At 38.7% G+C, this 15,764-nt stretch carries 13 protein-coding genes; 6 read left to right on the top strand and 7 right to left on the bottom strand.

All coding sequences use genetic code 11. The annotated features are described in order from the left end of the window. Positions 1–895: 895 nt before the first annotated feature. The 4 genes from ASG16_RS09380 to ASG16_RS09365 all read right to left on the bottom strand — a co-directional run bounded on the left by ASG16_RS09380 (position 896) and on the right by ASG16_RS09365 (position 3,848). Complete coding sequence (locus ASG16_RS09380) at positions 896–1,408, bottom strand: SMI1/KNR4 family protein (protein ID WP_056494952.1); 513 nt, start codon at positions 1,406–1,408, stop codon at positions 896–898. Positions 1,409–1,760: 352 nt separating this feature from the next. Next, on the bottom strand, positions 1,761–2,270 hold the full coding sequence (locus ASG16_RS09375; protein WP_056494955.1) for an SMI1/KNR4 family protein: 510 nt from the start codon (positions 2,268–2,270) through the stop codon (positions 1,761–1,763). 20 nt (positions 2,271–2,290) lie between these two features. Continuing rightward, positions 2,291–3,310 (bottom strand): HNH endonuclease signature motif containing protein, encoded by a 1,020-nt coding sequence (locus ASG16_RS09370; RefSeq protein WP_056494959.1) that lies wholly within the window; start codon positions 3,308–3,310, stop codon positions 2,291–2,293. 340 nt (positions 3,311–3,650) lie between these two features. Continuing rightward, positions 3,651–3,848 (bottom strand): aspartyl-phosphate phosphatase Spo0E family protein, encoded by a 198-nt coding sequence (locus ASG16_RS09365; protein ID WP_056494962.1) that lies wholly within the window; start codon positions 3,846–3,848, stop codon positions 3,651–3,653. 227 nt (positions 3,849–4,075) lie between these two features. Between ASG16_RS09365 and ASG16_RS09360 the strand changes: the two genes are divergently transcribed. From ASG16_RS09360 to ASG16_RS09345, 5 genes are all read left to right on the top strand, one after another. Then, positions 4,076–5,353: a helix-turn-helix domain-containing protein gene (locus tag ASG16_RS09360; protein WP_056494963.1), complete on the top strand. Its 1,278-nt coding sequence runs from the start codon at positions 4,076–4,078 to the stop codon at positions 5,351–5,353. Between the two features lie 17 nt (positions 5,354–5,370). Further along, positions 5,371–5,505: a hypothetical protein gene (locus tag ASG16_RS31500; protein WP_255412997.1), complete on the top strand. Its 135-nt coding sequence runs from the start codon at positions 5,371–5,373 to the stop codon at positions 5,503–5,505. Between the two features lie 23 nt (positions 5,506–5,528). Further along, positions 5,529–5,996: a hypothetical protein gene (locus ASG16_RS09355; protein WP_017249846.1), complete on the top strand. Its 468-nt coding sequence runs from the start codon at positions 5,529–5,531 to the stop codon at positions 5,994–5,996. 537 nt (positions 5,997–6,533) lie between these two features. After that, a complete protein-coding gene (locus ASG16_RS09350) occupies positions 6,534–7,187 on the top strand; it encodes a lysozyme inhibitor LprI family protein (RefSeq protein ID WP_056494966.1) in 654 nt (217 codons plus the stop codon). A 753-nt stretch (positions 7,188–7,940) separates the two neighbouring features. Beyond that, the gene (locus tag ASG16_RS09345; RefSeq protein WP_056494968.1) at positions 7,941–9,881 is read left to right on the top strand and encodes a YfaP family protein; all 1,941 of its coding nucleotides are present in this window, start codon (positions 7,941–7,943) and stop codon (positions 9,879–9,881) included. A gap of 878 nt (positions 9,882–10,759) precedes the next feature. On the opposite strand, the gene ASG16_RS09340 is transcribed toward ASG16_RS09345, so the two are convergent. The 3 genes from ASG16_RS09340 to ASG16_RS09325 all read right to left on the bottom strand — a co-directional run bounded on the left by ASG16_RS09340 (position 10,760) and on the right by ASG16_RS09325 (position 14,550). After that, entirely contained in the window at positions 10,760–12,295 is a 1,536-nt protein-coding gene (locus ASG16_RS09340; RefSeq protein ID WP_056494971.1) for a thiol-activated cytolysin family protein, read from the bottom strand. Between the two features lie 478 nt (positions 12,296–12,773). Beyond that, entirely contained in the window at positions 12,774–13,217 is a 444-nt protein-coding gene (locus ASG16_RS09330; protein ID WP_056494977.1) for a cell wall hydrolase, read from the bottom strand. Positions 13,218–13,467: 250 nt separating this feature from the next. Continuing rightward, positions 13,468–14,550, bottom strand: a complete 1,083-nt coding sequence (locus tag ASG16_RS09325) for a glycosyltransferase family 28 protein (RefSeq protein WP_056494980.1) — start codon at positions 14,548–14,550, stop codon at positions 13,468–13,470. 327 nt (positions 14,551–14,877) lie between these two features. Here ASG16_RS09325 and ASG16_RS09320 point away from each other — a divergent pair, with 327 nt between their 5' ends. After that, positions 14,878–15,672 (top strand): glycosyltransferase family 8 protein, encoded by a 795-nt coding sequence (locus tag ASG16_RS09320; protein WP_048031165.1) that lies wholly within the window; start codon positions 14,878–14,880, stop codon positions 15,670–15,672. Positions 15,673–15,764: the final 92 nt, after the last annotated feature.

Genomic DNA, 15,764 nt, shown 5'->3' with positions numbered 1-15,764 from the left:
TCTTTTCAAAAGAACAAATTTTCTTTTGTGGATGGTGTACTCTATGGGCATTGTATTGTCAATGTAAATCATGTTTGTCCTTTTTTAATAACTTCATCACACCCGCAGTCTTCCCTATTTGGTACAACCATATTATTAGCTGAATCTTCTAGAATGTTAGGGCTATTTTTTTCACGTAGTATCTATAATGGTTTCTAAGTTTTTGGCGTTTGCGTCAACGGGATACTTTGCATCGGAATGAGCCTGAGATTCCTTTGCAAAAGAGACAGAGGGGACAAATAGTATGGCTGTGCATAGGAGAGGAAGGATAAATTTTTTCATCGACTTATCTCCAATAGGATTTTTTTGCTTTCTGTATGCCATATTAACAAGAAGTATATAATTCAGTACATCGGTCGACTATCTTAATTATTCATTGTAATATTTATAAAACTTGTAAAAAAGGTCGAGAATTAGCATCCCGGCCTTTTTTAGCTCATGGATTTATGTGAATCTACTTTGTGAGGAGGGTATACCTTATCCTTCTCACAATTTTTTCCTTCTATACGTGACTTAAAAGGCAGCACATTTTTGAACATAACATGTGCATTACTAAACGCAACGCCTCTTTTCTGTAGTTCATTACATAGAATATTTTCCCATGGTGGTCAACATTTTGATTGACATTCACACAGCCATTCGGCACTCACTACGAAATGCCCGCCGATTTTCTCTTCGAGGGCTCGACAAAGTGCATGTTGAGTTTGGGATTGTGGCATTTGTACATAACCTGTTGAAAGTGGCGGGTATCCGTCTACCCACTTTCCTCAAAAGCAAAAAGGAAAGTGAGGAAAACGAAACGGTTTTCCCCACCTTCTTTACTTTTTTAGGGACTTTTTAGACAGCCCCTTATTTCTTACTCTTCCTCCTCAATGGGTAGATCCCAAAACTCAATTCCGTCATGCTCAATAAGTTGTTCCAGCAACGCTGTGAACGTCAGGTCTATGTCGATAGTTTCGTCTGGTAGTATCGATCCAACCCATGTGAGGTAACCTTTACCACTATGTATTCTGTCTTGATCCACACATATACAGCTATTTGAGATATCGCTCCAAATGATAGGATAGTAAGGATGGTCGATGCTGTAGGCTTTCCAGTACCCAATGACGAGCTCGGTACTTAGCACATCATAACCCCCAGAGTTATGCTTGGCGCTCTTGAATAATTTTGCACTTTTGTAGTGACTTAAAAAACTGACGTAATCCTCTGGTAACTCAAACGATTTTAATTTCTCCTTTGTATCTGTGATAGACTCGTTCGAGATGTAGAATGTAAAATGATATTCCTCGTTTTTGATATGCATGTTCCCGTCTACACTTGTCTTACTCCCCCTGATCTTACTAATGAGGGCTTCAAAAGGATTACTCACAGGATTACATCCTTCAATGAGAGTAGGGACTGTCAATTGAATAACAATCCAATTTTTCTACCTTGATATTAAAAACATCCAACCCTTTAAAAGAGCACGTATAACAATTTTCTGTATCCGAGGTAACTTCTATAAATTTGCTTTCCCGTTGGCATTGTACTCTCTGTGAAAGTAGGGGGCAGATTCAATCTGTTTAGAGTAAGCTTGAATGAGTGTTCCACATCTTCCTTACAACTAGACAACAAGTGAAGTCCCTCTGAAACCTTGATGTATCAAGAGTTTCGATATTAAAAATGGGGTGTCTCTCAGTCGAAAAAATCGACTTTTGAAACAGCCCCTTCTTTATTTCCACTTACCAAGTCCAAAACTCTGTTCCTTGAGCAATGATTAATCTTTCCAACCAAGTTTCAAAATTCATATTTAAGTAATAACCTTCTGAGGTTGAAACATCATCATGATTAAAACACACTAAATAGTTGTTCTGACCGGACGCAACTCGATTAGAGTCAATAAAAATGTAGTCACCATTGTTAATCGAGATAGGGTACCAATGCACAGGCATATAATCGAGATGATTATCCTTAATTTCATCTAGACTCAGTAACTCATATCCTCCACCATATCTTACACTCTTGAACAGCCATGCTCCATTATGGATTAGGAGAAAATTCTTATAGTCAGTTGGTAAGTGCCAGTTAGTGCTCCTTAAAAACTCCTCAATTTCTTCCACATTAGCAGGAGGGTTAAATGTAAACTGGGCTGTATCAACTTTTCCATTCCTATTTTGCACTAATAATCGATTACTATTATCGAGTCTTTTTTTTAACCCTTCCAATACCAATTCAGATAAATTGTTCTTCAAGGAGAATCACCTACTATTCTTTAATAGTCATCACCAGAAGGTACATATTTGCCATAACTAGCCCACCAAGGAGTAACCTCTTTTCGGTGGAAGTCTTTTGGTAACGGAATTAAATTATCATAGCTGTTATCCCCACCATATGCAAGGGGAATAATGTGATGAATATCTACGTCATCCCAATTGAAATCGGGGGTGCCATATTTATTCTCATACCAATTAATATATTTTTCTCTCATATTAGGCTCTCTAGGCTCTCTTTGATTATTAGGAACCCAAGCGAGATCGGCTTCATCAGGCTCGAACATTTTTATTCTACTATGCTCATCTCTATACTTAGGGTATTCGATACCCTTTTTGTTAAGCAAAAATTCTTTTCCTACTTTATGGTCTGCATCGCTATACCCATCGCTCCATGTCGCTAATGAGGTGTTAATAACACGCCAAAAATTAGTATCTGAAATACTGACTGGATCACTTAATTTTGTTTCTTTTTCTCTTAATTCTGTGCCAGTAAACGTATAGTTTAAAATATCTTCATCTCTATATGATTTGTTGCGATTAGTTGAATACTGCAATGTTAATTTCCCAGTAATTATTGTCGGCCTGGCCCGACGAATTTCATCGATTGTAACATACGAGAGGATTTCTTTGTTTGTTTCATCAATTACCAGACCCCCTTTAAGTCTGACACCTGAACCTCTTTGTGATGACGGAAGAGTTACTTCCTCGTGTGTGTTTTCTTCAATCGGTAACTCTTGAATCTCTTGTTCAGGTAACTCAAAATTCTTTTCAAGGGTTTCTCCAGTTTCTTTCTCAAGTTCTTCAATGGCTGCCAAGTGTATGGAGGTAATTTCCTCTGTATTCAGAATTTCTCCAGTACCAGAATCGTAAGTAAGTTCAATTATCGTTGAAGTAAGTTCTTTTAATTCACCTCTTTCTATTCTTTCTTGAATGCTGTTCTTAGAATCTTCCGCATACGAACCAGATGGACTTATTATGAGCACAGCGAAAGCGAGTAAAGTGAGTAAATATTTTTTCACTTAATAATCCTCCTAACATTTAATTTGGTGCGTTTTTTTACATGTTTTTCTTCTATGAATCTACCTGTTCTAAGGGGGATGACGTTAGATTTTTCCCTTACTAACACTTGCTCACATTCTTTCTTCATCATTTTTGATTGAATTACCCGAACGAGCAAATGCCTCTGCTTGTTTTTTAGGTTTATTTCGTAAGAATCTCCTGCTTTCTAATCTGAATATCTCATGATAGAGTTAATTATAGGAGTTTCAAGTGCTCCTATAGGGCGTTCCTGTTGCCGGGAAGCAAAGGGGGAACGTCCTTTCTTGTTGATTTGCCTTCTGAAAACAAGTCCATTCACTTTTAAAATTTGCCTCCTTTCTGATAAGTAAGATTTCTTCGTTGGCACTCTAAGATGTACTCGTCTAGTTCTTGACTTATCTTCAACATATCGGAGTCTGTCAATTTGCCCTGTTGTTTGAAGACTTCTTTAAGCTGATATTGTAGATTCTTGATGATTTGTGTAAGGTCTTCATTGCTTACTTCTTGCCATTCAACCATCGTTATCTGTCCCCCATAGTCTCACCCCCTCTTTTTCACTATAGCACTTATATCACAAAAACTATGGAAAAAATTACCTTGATACATTTGACATTATTCGATAATTTCCGCAAATTTCAGTCGAAATATGTCTGTTTGTTTTTGTTGAATTCACAAACTTCACCTTGCTATAATCCTACTCGATTGCGTTGTAAAAAAAAGGAAGTTTTTGTTATGGGGGGAATATAGTGCAAAAGAAAACGATTGGGGACATGTTGTCTGAGAGCCGAAGAAATAACGGCTTGTCTTTTGCTGAGTTAGAAGATAGAACTGGTGTAAGTAGGGGCGTACTACAAAAGATTGAGAGTGGAGAGACAAAACGCCCTGAATTTAAAACAGTGAAGTCGATACCCGCTATATTTCCGTACCCGTATGAAGAAATTATTGAAGGATACCTTGAGGAAGAGACTAGGAGTGAAATGTTATTTGAAATTCTTCAAGAAATCATTCAATGTGAATATTCTTCATTAGTCGAAAGAGTATCTTTGAAATTTCTTCAATCTCCTAATGAGAAGACTGAGAAGGCTTTAGAGCGACTTTATGGCTTCGCAGACTCCAATGCTATAGCTGAAACAAATAACGAAATACGCTTAGCTCTCTATAAGGTCATCGCAAATTATGCACGACAATGTGGTGAGCCGATATACATTGCAAAAGCTTTATTTAAGAAATATCTAATTGAACGAGATGATTTTACTAAATTACCTCAAAAATATCAGTCTGGGGAGCAAATCTTGCAATATGCGGAATTTTTATCTCCTGATGAACGGATACTTTTGCATTATAAACTGGGAGTCCATGCCTATAATCTCGGATTATTTGATGATTGCATCAAACTTTGTAAACATGTTTTAAAAGAAGATGGGACGGATAGCAGAATCAAAGCTGATTCAACATTGGCAATATGCAACTCGTATTATTATTCGGGGGATTATGGACTGTCAGAAAAATACCTTGAACTGTTTAGTCATTATTCATACCCACACGTAACTGAAACAGTAAAAGTAATGGAAGGGGCTATTAATGGGAAGAAGGGCAATCTTAACTTAGCTATCACTCAGCTACAAGCTTGTCTTTCAGAGGCTACGGGCAATAATATCATTCACATTGTTAATGAATTATTTGAGTTATACCTAAAAAGCAATGATGTTCATTCCATAGAAAATCTTCTAAAGTATGAAGGTCAGATGAACAATGTAAATATACGAACTCCATTCAAGAAAACAGAATTAGCCTATTACTTTAGGTTAAAAGGAGACTATAAAATGCGTCTCGGTCTAATTAGAGATGCGGTAGATAGTTATTTAAAAGCTACCTTAGAGTACGCTAAAGTTAGCGCTCATGAAAAAGGATATGAATGTGTAAATCAAATTTTAAATTATTACACAAAAAACAAGAAAGAGATGGACTATTTCGTAATAAACAAAATCCAAAAAGTGTATAATGAGCTTATAATATCCAGATAACTTAGGAGGGGAAAGTGATGAACAAGCTTCTTTTGCAGATATTAATGACGGTGTTCTTAGTTACTATGCCTCAAACTATTCAAGCAACAGAGGTACAAGCTATTCCAAACCATTCTATAATAGTTTCCTATGGCACTGACCCAGGGTGGTAAGATTATAGGAGGTATTTGAGGTTATGAAAAAACGCAGTATAGCAATTTCGGGTCTTGTTTTAGCTGGTGCAATTTTCGCAGGTAGCAGTCTATACGCAAGTGAAGATGTTGAGCAGTACGAAAAAGGAAATCAAATGAAAACCCTTAATTCATTGGGGATCGAAGCAAAGTCCGATGATTTGGTAGCCATGAAAACTTTGACTGATGAAAATGGAAAAGAGTGGATTTATAACGAATTCACTAAAAGAGCGCCGCTAATGGATAAAATAGAAAATGAGCGTTCTGTAGACGTGAAGGATGCCTTCATTGAAGTTCAGGACGAGATCATGCAGAAGCACGCAAAAGTAGGGGATACCATTCCGGTTATTCTTCTGGATGAAGAGTTAAAAGAAGGTTCTTTTTCGTTTAATAGAGAAGACGGTGAGGCTCTGATCTTCAAACTAAAATATAATGAAAAGAATGGAAAATGGGATTACGAGCAGGAAAAATAATCTCGAATTTGATTCAATATGAACGTTGTACTACATGAAGCGAAGTAAAAGGCGACTCTAAAATTGAACGCATAACGTAAAAAAGCCCTCCTCGGGTTATTTCGAAGGAGGGCTTCGCCTTTTAGAATACAGTTAAGATTAACTGAAAAGCCTTTTGGAGCGATTGGACTTGTTCATCTGACAGTAGCCCCTACCCAGCTTTGAGGGGCTGTATAAAGGACTAATAGAAGCAGAGCCACCCCCAAACGGGCGGCTCTTTTATTGTCCTCTACAGGGCATGTATAGGCTTCTAATTAGACCCCACCCAGTGCCGAATGATTTACATTTTAATGTTGCGGCAGAGTTTACCCTCGTTTGCTCCGTACCAAATTATTTAAGAATTTGTTGTACGCACAAGGTCCTTTCTTAAAGTTACGGGCAGGATAGTTCAAAAGTTTTCCGAATACCCTACATATGGGATTATTTACAAATTGCGTGAATAAGACGTTATGCGCCATTACCAGTAAATATTAAAGATAATATTTAAGGAGATAATTTATGAAAGGTAAGATACTCTTATTATTTTTTTTTACGATAATGTTTTCATCTTGTCAAAATATTAGTCAATCGACTACTTTGAACAGCGAAACTAGATCAATAATGAATTCTGAACTGCCTCCTAATGTAGTGAGTACAGGTAATGGAACAGAATCGAAAGAAATAACTGAAGGTCGATCAGATACTTCTAACAATGAAGTGTTATCCATGAACATTAGGAACTTTGATTTGACTGGAGAATTTTATAATGAAATGCTTCGAAATCCTATAGATCATGATTATGAAGTGGAATTTAATGAATTTCAAAATTCCAAAGAGATTATTACAACATTGGGATGGGGGGCTTTGGAAAGCAAATATACAGAGATTTGGGATAAAGAGTTGAATCAAATATATAAAAAGCTTCTTTCTAAGTTGGATAGAGAACCAAGAGAAGCACTAATTGAATCGCAGAAAGAATGGTTACAGTATCACTTAAGGGAAACAAAATTTGTAGAGAAGACATTTATTAATAATGGTTACCTTGGATCACAAGGATCGGTAAGCCTAGGCACGGTTATACGGGAGAGAATTAGGGAAAGAACAATGCAATTATTTGAATATCGATATTTGCTAGATGGTGAAGTTGAGTTTTTATACCAAAGTAAAAAATAGAGTTGGAATCTTAATCAAAGGTTTTTAGGTGATGCTTCGAAGACAGTAACGGCGCATAACACTGGATTCACGCTGCGGGGCTACCACCCCTTGGTTTTCAGATGTATAATCTAGGAAGAAGCTCAGACAACAAACGGCTCAGCCTAAGATAAGAGCTATCTAGGGCTGGGTGTTTTCGTGAATACAAGAACGTTGGATTGAAATTTCCGCAATCCCTAGCTAATTCAACATGTAATCTTGTGATGAAAAGTTAAATTGTGCAACGTACACAAAATATTCCGCACATAAGCGGGAGGTTATCCATAACTAACACGAAAAGCTTATTAGAGCAAACACCAAGCTGTGGACACAAATTTTTATTTGTTTTCACTGTCTACTCGTCACATGTGGAGTCGGTCATATTGATGGTTCGAAGATGAGGTATGGCAGGTTCGCATTAGATTATTAAGTTGTTAAAGTATACTACGTATTGCATGCTTTTGTTGGGATTGCTGAGGCTACATTTCCCTAAAACATAATCAATAGTATTAAAACTCAAGTTGATCATTGGCTTGAGTTTTTTTCAAGAATATAGATGTTGATATAGGGCTTATTGTATATAAAACCAAAATATGAGAGCCGCAAGTAGGATTAGAGGGAGTGTTATCATTTTTAATACTAATAGATGCTTCTATTTAATCATTCGAGTGGATGCCTGCCGTGCAAGTCAGGTATGTTTAAATCGTGACCGACAAAAAAGGAGTCGAGATAAACATGGATCAACCATTATTGCAAACGAGTGTGGAAGTGTGGGAGTATTTATTGTCGCAAGGAGGGATGGATCTTAAAAGTTACGATTCAGATATTCTTAATGAGATGCGAGGAAAGCTTAACATTCCGTTGCTAAGGGGAAAGAATGATTTTAAACAAGAGTTAATTTTACATAAGATTGATGCTGAACAATTGATAATTGCTTTTTTTTCTGCAGTTGCTCCATTCTCTAGCATGATGTCAGATCTTCTCGTGCAGTTTGAGAAATCGGGAGCGTTAAGAACGACTCATAATTTAAAGATTAAATTCGATTTTGATGCAAAGTCAACTGCTTTAGAGTTTGATTTGGAGCATTTTCGATCATGGCAAATACAGTTTATTCATGCATTACGTCCGGTTTACGTGTACGAGGTTAACCCAGAAGTTCTCTTTCAGTTGTACTCAGATTTGCGCAGATTTTTAGATGTAACCGGACTTGATTGGAACCCGCATCATCAGGAAGTAAAGCGCTGGATAAGCGATTATGATAGCGATTCTTTGCCTAAATATACGATTATTTTCCCATCCGTTGGGGATGAGGAATTTGATCGTGTGTTTAGTAGCTTGTATGAATTATGGCAGCAGGTGTGGGCTGACTGTCTTTTTCATAATGTTACGAGAACGACAGGTGTTCAAACAGGAAAAGATGCCGATGATTATAAACGATGCTTGCAAAAATTGGAGTCAGATATGTGGCTTAGGCAGTTTCTTCTTATCTTAGAGGTTCTGCATAGCAGATCGATACCAGGGACTTGTGATGCAGGTAGGTTAAACGTATGGTGGCAAGATGTAGTTCAGTTCATGACAAAATTGTTGGGAAGTATAACTAGAACGCTTCGTAATAAATCCGTGCTGACACAAGAATTGGTGTCGTTACTTGAGCTTCCTATTTGGAGAAAACGCTATGATTTATATGCTGCATGGATATCAACTCAAATAATGGTGGCAATGAATGATTCAAGCATGACATATATTCATGAAAATGGGACTGTTACGTTCTCATTTTCCAGAAACCACCTAGCTACTTCTCGAAAATATGAGCCGACGCTAGAGTTATGGGCGGAGGTGAGAACACCATTGGCGAATCCTAGGGGAAAATCACGTCAAAGAGGTATTCAGCCGGATTACTCACTATTAACGGAAATTGCAGACGCTGAGAGAAGCACTCTGCTTGTTGTTGAGTGTAAGCAATATCGAAGAGCAGGTTCGAAAAACTTTGCCGATGCGTTGAATGATTATGCCCGCGGTAGGCCGAACGCAAGGGTTCTCATCGTTAATTATGGAAAAGGGAGTTCCAGTATTGTTTCTAGAGTGGATCATAAGTTTAAATCTTCTGTAAAAGTTATTCATGAAATGCGTCCAAATTCGGTCACGGCAATTCAGGAGTTTCAAGATTATTTAAAGGAGACGATTACCCAAGCATGTCTCGAAAGATCGTTCGATGCAACTGTATCTAAGGCGAATGTGCAAGTTAATGCAAATCCTGCACCACTGCCATTGAGAGTCACGTTAACTTGGGGAAAACAGCCTAAAGATCTGGACCTACACCTAACGATAGTGACATCTAAAAGCACGGCATCTCCTGTTAACGTTGATTATCGAAGTAAAGGGAGTTCGTCAGTCTTTCCTTGGGCAGTACTGAACAAGGATGAGCAAGTAGGTTTCGGTCCCGAAGAAATTCAAGTCTTTCAATATCTCCCGGGTGTTTATCATTTTCATGTTAACAACTATTCCAATATGCCTTCACTTATACAAAGTGAAGCGAAGATAACTATATATCTGAATGGACACCCCCCAATCGAAATTCCATGCCCGGTGGCAGGAGACAGCGAGTTATGGGAAGTATTCTCGTATGATTCAGTGAAAGACCAATTACGGATATATAATCGAATAAAAATGAAATAGATCATCATGAAATTTTCGTTATGTTCCTATGAACCTCTTTTATCTAGAAATCAGAGGGGATTATCAAAACAACAAATAATCAATTGATGGTTTGGCGATCGGAGTAAAACGCCGTTGTTTGCCCTGTGCTCATTGTAGCAAAGGCATGAATTATAAAAATGATCGTAAAAGTCTATGTTTGTGCTAGTACCAGATGAGAGGCAAAGAGGGATATGGAGCAAGGAAGTTTAGTGACAGTGCTTGTATCTTGGGGTTGTAAATTTTAGGTTTTTAACTGAAAAGTCCATGTCGATGGATTTGCAGTATGTCAAAAAGATAAAAGAAGTGTACAATAACATTATGGATAATTTTGGAAAATAGGGAGAGTGACTCAAATGAAAAAAGTACTGTCCTTCATGTTACTAACGTTTTCAATGACTGTGTGTATCAATTGGCTACCTATGGATGTGACTCACGATAATGCGCCTCAAGTATTTGTAATAAAGCAGAACGTAGCGGACCCGGGCCATTAATTATGGGTGCTTTTTATTTGAGTAACCTTTGGCTTCCTTACTTGATGACAGCACACTCTGGGCATGGAATCGCGTATGACCACCGCCTCTTGAAAAAGAGGCGTCTGCTGTTTTGAGTGCGCACAGCATAGGCGCTAGCTTTAGGGTGTAAGTACCGAACGGGGAGTGGCTGTACCAAGAAAGAGATGGATTATTTCGTAATAAACGATATCTGAAAAATGTATTATGAGCTTAAAATATCCAAATAATTCCAAGTCATTCTTTAATAGTTTCCTATGGCACTGACCCAGGTTGGTAAAATTATAAGAAAAAGCAAAACGGCTGAACTCCTCGATAAAAAAGGATTTCAGCCGTTTCTTTTTCCAACTATTTAAACGTAATACCACCAGTCGGGTTTAAAGTCGTTCCTCCAATCTCAACTTTAATTTCACTAGATAACGGAACATTGTGTTCATCAATAACGGTTCTCCACCACTCCCAAGCAAGGCCGGTACATTCTTTGGCAAAAATCCTTATATTTTTTGCATTAGGTGGCAGAGGAATGACTGTAGTGAAGGGAGCTGTTCTATCTTGGTTGCTTCCTTCCCACGTTTTATGTGTGAGTACTTCTTCACCATTTTCATCAAAGGAAACTTCATCCCAGGATACATCAAATTGAGCGACATACCAGCCATAATGGCCAAGCGATATTTTACCTTTCGAATATTCTGTAGCCGTAGTCTCAATATAATCTGTATTGTTATGTACGGCAGCAATTGCATTATCTTTTAAGAAAACACTAGTATAGGAAATCGGATATGCTGGGTTCTTTAGGCTAAATTCCGCATTATCTTTGATGATATTCCGAATTTCACTAAAATCTTTTGTAACAACCTTGTTATGCTCTTGTGAATCTCCGCCTAATACTACAGCCGTAAAGGAGCTATCTTCAAAAATATCCTTGTACTCGGCATTCGTTTCGACATTGGCAGTATTCTGAAGCAAGGCTTTAAATGCTGCTTTTACGTCTTTGCTCTTAGAGGTTGTTTCTAATTTTACATAAATGGTTCTACCGTAAGCGACATTTGAAACCATAAGAGGTGGGGATTGATCACTGACCCCTTTACGTTTTAAATCCTTAAACGTAACACTATCATCAAAAAGATCGGATGGATCGTTAGGCAGTTCCGCACTTACCGTATAAAATATTTGTTTATATGCCGCTACCATCACTTTTTTCTCTCCATTAGCAATCGCATGAAAGTCAATTCCTAATGTAGAATCAAGATATTTCGCGTTAACATTCAGAGCACTGCCAATTTGAGATTTGCTATAAACCATTGATTCTGCATACTGCAATCGCGCAGGTAAAGTATGCGTTTCTGAATACTCATCGCTCCATTTAGATACAAGCTCATCTACTGCTCCAGACACATTCCCGTATGTTGGATTATCCACAGTCATTGAATTTTCTTTTTTCAAACCGGGTAAATCAATACTAATCGTCAAAGGTTTTCTTGGTACCAGTAATACACTCGGTTTATTTTCTGTAAAAGCTTGATTGGCAAGCTGTAATGCTCCTGGGTAAGTGCGATTAGCCATAGAATCAATAATGGAAATATCGACTGGAGAAGTTGTAAGTGACTTTTTTTTACGTTCTACGACGATAAACTTACCGTGTGGATTGAGAGCTTCTTTTGGAACAAAACTATCTATCTCATCACCACTTACTGCTAGAATTTCGTCATTATCATAGTCTAAGTCTGCTATACCGGTATTAATGTCATCGGCGTTGCTTGTTTCACTGACTTCACTAGAATCAACTGTTTCGGCAAAGGAGATCACTGGATAATTTAGAGTAGCGAAAATAACAGATAAACTAGCGATTCCTTTTAAAATTCTGGTATGATTTCGAAGCCTCATAAGATATTCCCCTTTGAGATGGGAGTATAACGTCAATCATTATACTCCCATTAAATATATTTTTTGGAATACTAACTATATCGGTAGTTTCCGAAATAATCTTTAGATTGAAGCAGAAAAGTATATAGTGGGGATTGAAAAATCCGAGGAAATTCAGGAATGGACACCTGTGTTTAAAAACGGGGAAAAACCAGAATTGCTCTCCATTTACGAGCCAAAGATACGTAAAACGGAACAAACATCCTTCAATTGCCCTTGGACCAATTCGAAAGGGAGCGGGTCGTGGGGGGATGAACGCTGGGGGAGGAGTTAACGGCTGTGGTAGTTGCTCTTCTCCTGGCGGCGGACTCGGTCATTCATTATGTAACAAATTCTTAGTATCGAGAGAATTGGATTTCTTTTGTGCCTTGATGAAAAAAACTGCCCCTTTCTTCGCTTTGGGGGCAGTGTAATGTCTGGGCTATTTTCTTCTATAAAATTAAAAAGTATTATATACATTTTCACATTCTTTCGCGGTCGGCTCATAAAAACAATGAAGCTTGTATCGTCCTACATGCGGCTGATTATACCAGGTCGGCGGACAAGGTAGGGGATTTTGCGCTGTTCCCGGACGAAAATACCAGAGGGAGAATTTGCCCGGCCAATGCCGCTCCCCATTCACAGCCCGTCGTGCCAGACGGCGTTCTTTATCTCTAGACCTTTGGTAGTACATACCATGTTGCAGAGCTTCAAACGCATGCGGCTGGTTGATCATTTGGGGAATTGTCCGTATTCCTTTAAAATCGGAGCAATTCGCTCTTATTCGATTGATTCCGACATTCCCCACAAGGAGCATACCCATTTCGCCTTCACCTACAGCTTCTGCTCGTAGCAACCTTGCCAACATGTCAATATCACTACTCCTGGCTTTTACGACTGCCATCGGCTCACCTCTTTAGATTGTTCTAGCCTATCATATTGTAGATGGAACGGATATGTTACGCTTTTCAACCAATAGAAAAAGCCGCCCCCTCGCAGATCAGCGCGCAGAGCGATACCCATCTGCGCATAAGCAGCCATCAGTTTGAATACGCCAGAAGCAATCCCAAACGCAAAAGTAAAAGCAAGAGGACTGTCTTAAGTAGAAATTGATCTTCTACCTAAGACAGTCCTCCTTTTTGACTTCAATGTCATCAGTCCTTATTTCCAAATGAGCGATACGGTGTCAAGCCAAGGAGATCTTCCCGTCTTTTTGACAATTTCGATAGCGGGATACGGTATGCCATTTCGATAATTTTGCTTGCGACCTCAGCGCCGTTGGTAGGGATGAGACGAAATCTTTTTTGAATGGCCTCTTTATTTGCTAACGCATGCTCAATCTTTGGTACAAGCTCTTCCGGTTCCTGGATCGATACCTTATCACTATTGGCTATTTCGCGTAGCATATCTATTTTTTGCTCGCGTTCTGCATCATCCGGCGGAAGGAAAAGCAAGGGGGTCCCTGTAGAGATGCAATCTCCTAAAATGCCCATACCCGGTTTGCTAATAACCAGACTGGCCGCCTGTACAAGGTTTTTGCCATTCGGGATGAGAGGGGCTTTGATGATTCTTTCATCGAACGGGTAATCTTCATCTGCCAATTGACCAGCTACAACAAATCGATAACGGCTGGCAAGCGAGTTTATTTGATCGTACCACTTCACGATCTGTTCATAACGGTTAGCGAGTCCGCCACCCATGTGAACCAGAATAAATGACTCGTTCTTCTGAAGACCTAACATGCGTCTTACTTCTTCCGGGGACTGGCTGATTTCCCTGGTGATTAAAGGAATAGGGATATAGATGCAGTTCATTTGCGGATGGGCCTGCTTAGGTGGTATAAGATTCATGTGCAGAAAGATATCGGATTGATTGGCGATTTCTACAATGCGGTTTTTGTATTCCTGCATCGGGGCTGAATCATTTTTATCGATGATAAAGTCACTGTGATAGAGGGTCACGAGCTTTGTGTTTGCACTGACTTTCCCCTCACTGCGAAATCGAGGCACATCGGAGCGCCAATCATTTATTAATAGTGTGGTTTGTTTACCATCCTCGAATTTTTTGGATTTAAAGGCTTTTAATTGGACGTCATTGTGCAGGTTTTTCGATAAATAGCCATGTGTTTCCCGAAAGGCAAACACGTGAATGGGAAGATGGTGGTGCTGCAATTTTTCCGTTATGCTAATGCATCTACCGAGATGGCCCATACCTCTGCCAACCACAAAGGAGATCATATTTCATCACCCTTTTAAATAGGTACTTTCTTGTTCCCAGTTTGGAGCTTGGACAAATTACCCCCATACCCGCACTTGGGGGATAAGGTCATTGCCGAATTCGAGCCGTTCTCACAGCGCTTATATATTTTATGGGGATGGTTGGAACATGCTCTAGTCGTATAACGGTTTTCTGATCGCTCACAGAAAAAAGCCGCATCAGCGGAAGTCTGCATCTGTGAATTGTGCTCCCATCTAGAAATAATTAGGTATTTTCATCACACAAACCAACGCTGTCCATGAATAGTGTGTATATATAGCTCAATAAGGATATGGGGTGGGAGAATAGTGGGCACGATTCATATTGTAACAGCCGTTAATGATGGTTTTGCTATACATCTCGCAGTTATGTTATATTCCCTTTTTGAAAATAAGGTTTCGAAAAACCCAGTCATCGTTCACGTCATTGACAGCCAAGTCTCTGGGAAAAATAAATCCATCTTAACGAAAACTGTGAAACGATTCCATGCTCAAATCAAATATGTAACTATTGATCCGACCCTATATGATGGATTCCTCGTCCGTGATCATCTTACTCAAGAAACTTATCATCGAATTTCTATTCCCGACCTGCTGGACAAAGAAGTTGAAAAAGTGATTTATTTGGACAGTGATATCGTTATTAAAAAGGACATCACGCCATTATGGAACACAAAAGTTGATCAATATTTCCTTGCGGCGGTGATGGATTCTTGGCAAGGGGTAAACAAGTTAAGACATGCCGATCTGGCTATTCCTGATGGCTGTGATTACTTTAATGCGGGAGTATTAGTCATGAATTTGAAAAAATGGAGAGAGCATAACATCACAAAAAAGATTATGGATTACATGAAAAAGAACCAAAGTATTATTCGTTATCCCAGTCAAGATCCGATGAATGCGATTCTTCATGATAATTGGCTTCAACTTGACACAAAGTGGAATTATCAGTCTAAGCATCTTTATAAAAGCAACCTGCGAATAGACCCGGCCATTATTCACTACACAGGAGAAGATAGCAAACCGTGGTTGAGTAAAAAGCACCCGCTTCGAGAGGAATATTTTCACTATCTCAAAAAAGTAAAGAAGTTAAACTCCTTGTAAATTAAGGATTTTGTCCAAGTGGTAAAGTGGAGCCTAATACACACAGGGTATGTGAAGTCAGTTGCGTTATTGGTTAAAATAAATATATTTAA

The organism is Brevibacillus sp. Leaf182, from assembly GCF_001423865.2.
Lineage (GTDB): Bacteria > Bacillota > Bacilli > Brevibacillales > Brevibacillaceae > Brevibacillus > Brevibacillus brevis_C.
This window is presented reverse-complemented; position numbering and strand designations above follow the sequence as displayed.

Coding starts and splice junctions, on each gene's coding strand:
- ASG16_RS09350 (WP_056494966.1), top strand. CDS start 6,534: ATGAAAGGTAAGATACTCTTATTATTTTTTTTTACGATAATGTTTTCA.
- ASG16_RS09365 (WP_056494962.1), bottom strand. CDS start 3,848: ATGGTTGAATGGCAAGAAGTAAGCAATGAAGACCTTACACAAATCATC.
- ASG16_RS09325 (WP_056494980.1), bottom strand. CDS start 14,550: ATGATCTCCTTTGTGGTTGGCAGAGGTATGGGCCATCTCGGTAGATGC.
- ASG16_RS09340 (WP_056494971.1), bottom strand. CDS start 12,295: ATGAGGCTTCGAAATCATACCAGAATTTTAAAAGGAATCGCTAGTTTA.
- ASG16_RS31500 (WP_255412997.1), top strand. CDS start 5,371: ATGAACAAGCTTCTTTTGCAGATATTAATGACGGTGTTCTTAGTTACT.
- ASG16_RS09330 (WP_056494977.1), bottom strand. CDS start 13,217: ATGGCAGTCGTAAAAGCCAGGAGTAGTGATATTGACATGTTGGCAAGG.
- ASG16_RS09345 (WP_056494968.1), top strand. CDS start 7,941: ATGGATCAACCATTATTGCAAACGAGTGTGGAAGTGTGGGAGTATTTA.
- ASG16_RS09355 (WP_017249846.1), top strand. CDS start 5,529: ATGAAAAAACGCAGTATAGCAATTTCGGGTCTTGTTTTAGCTGGTGCA.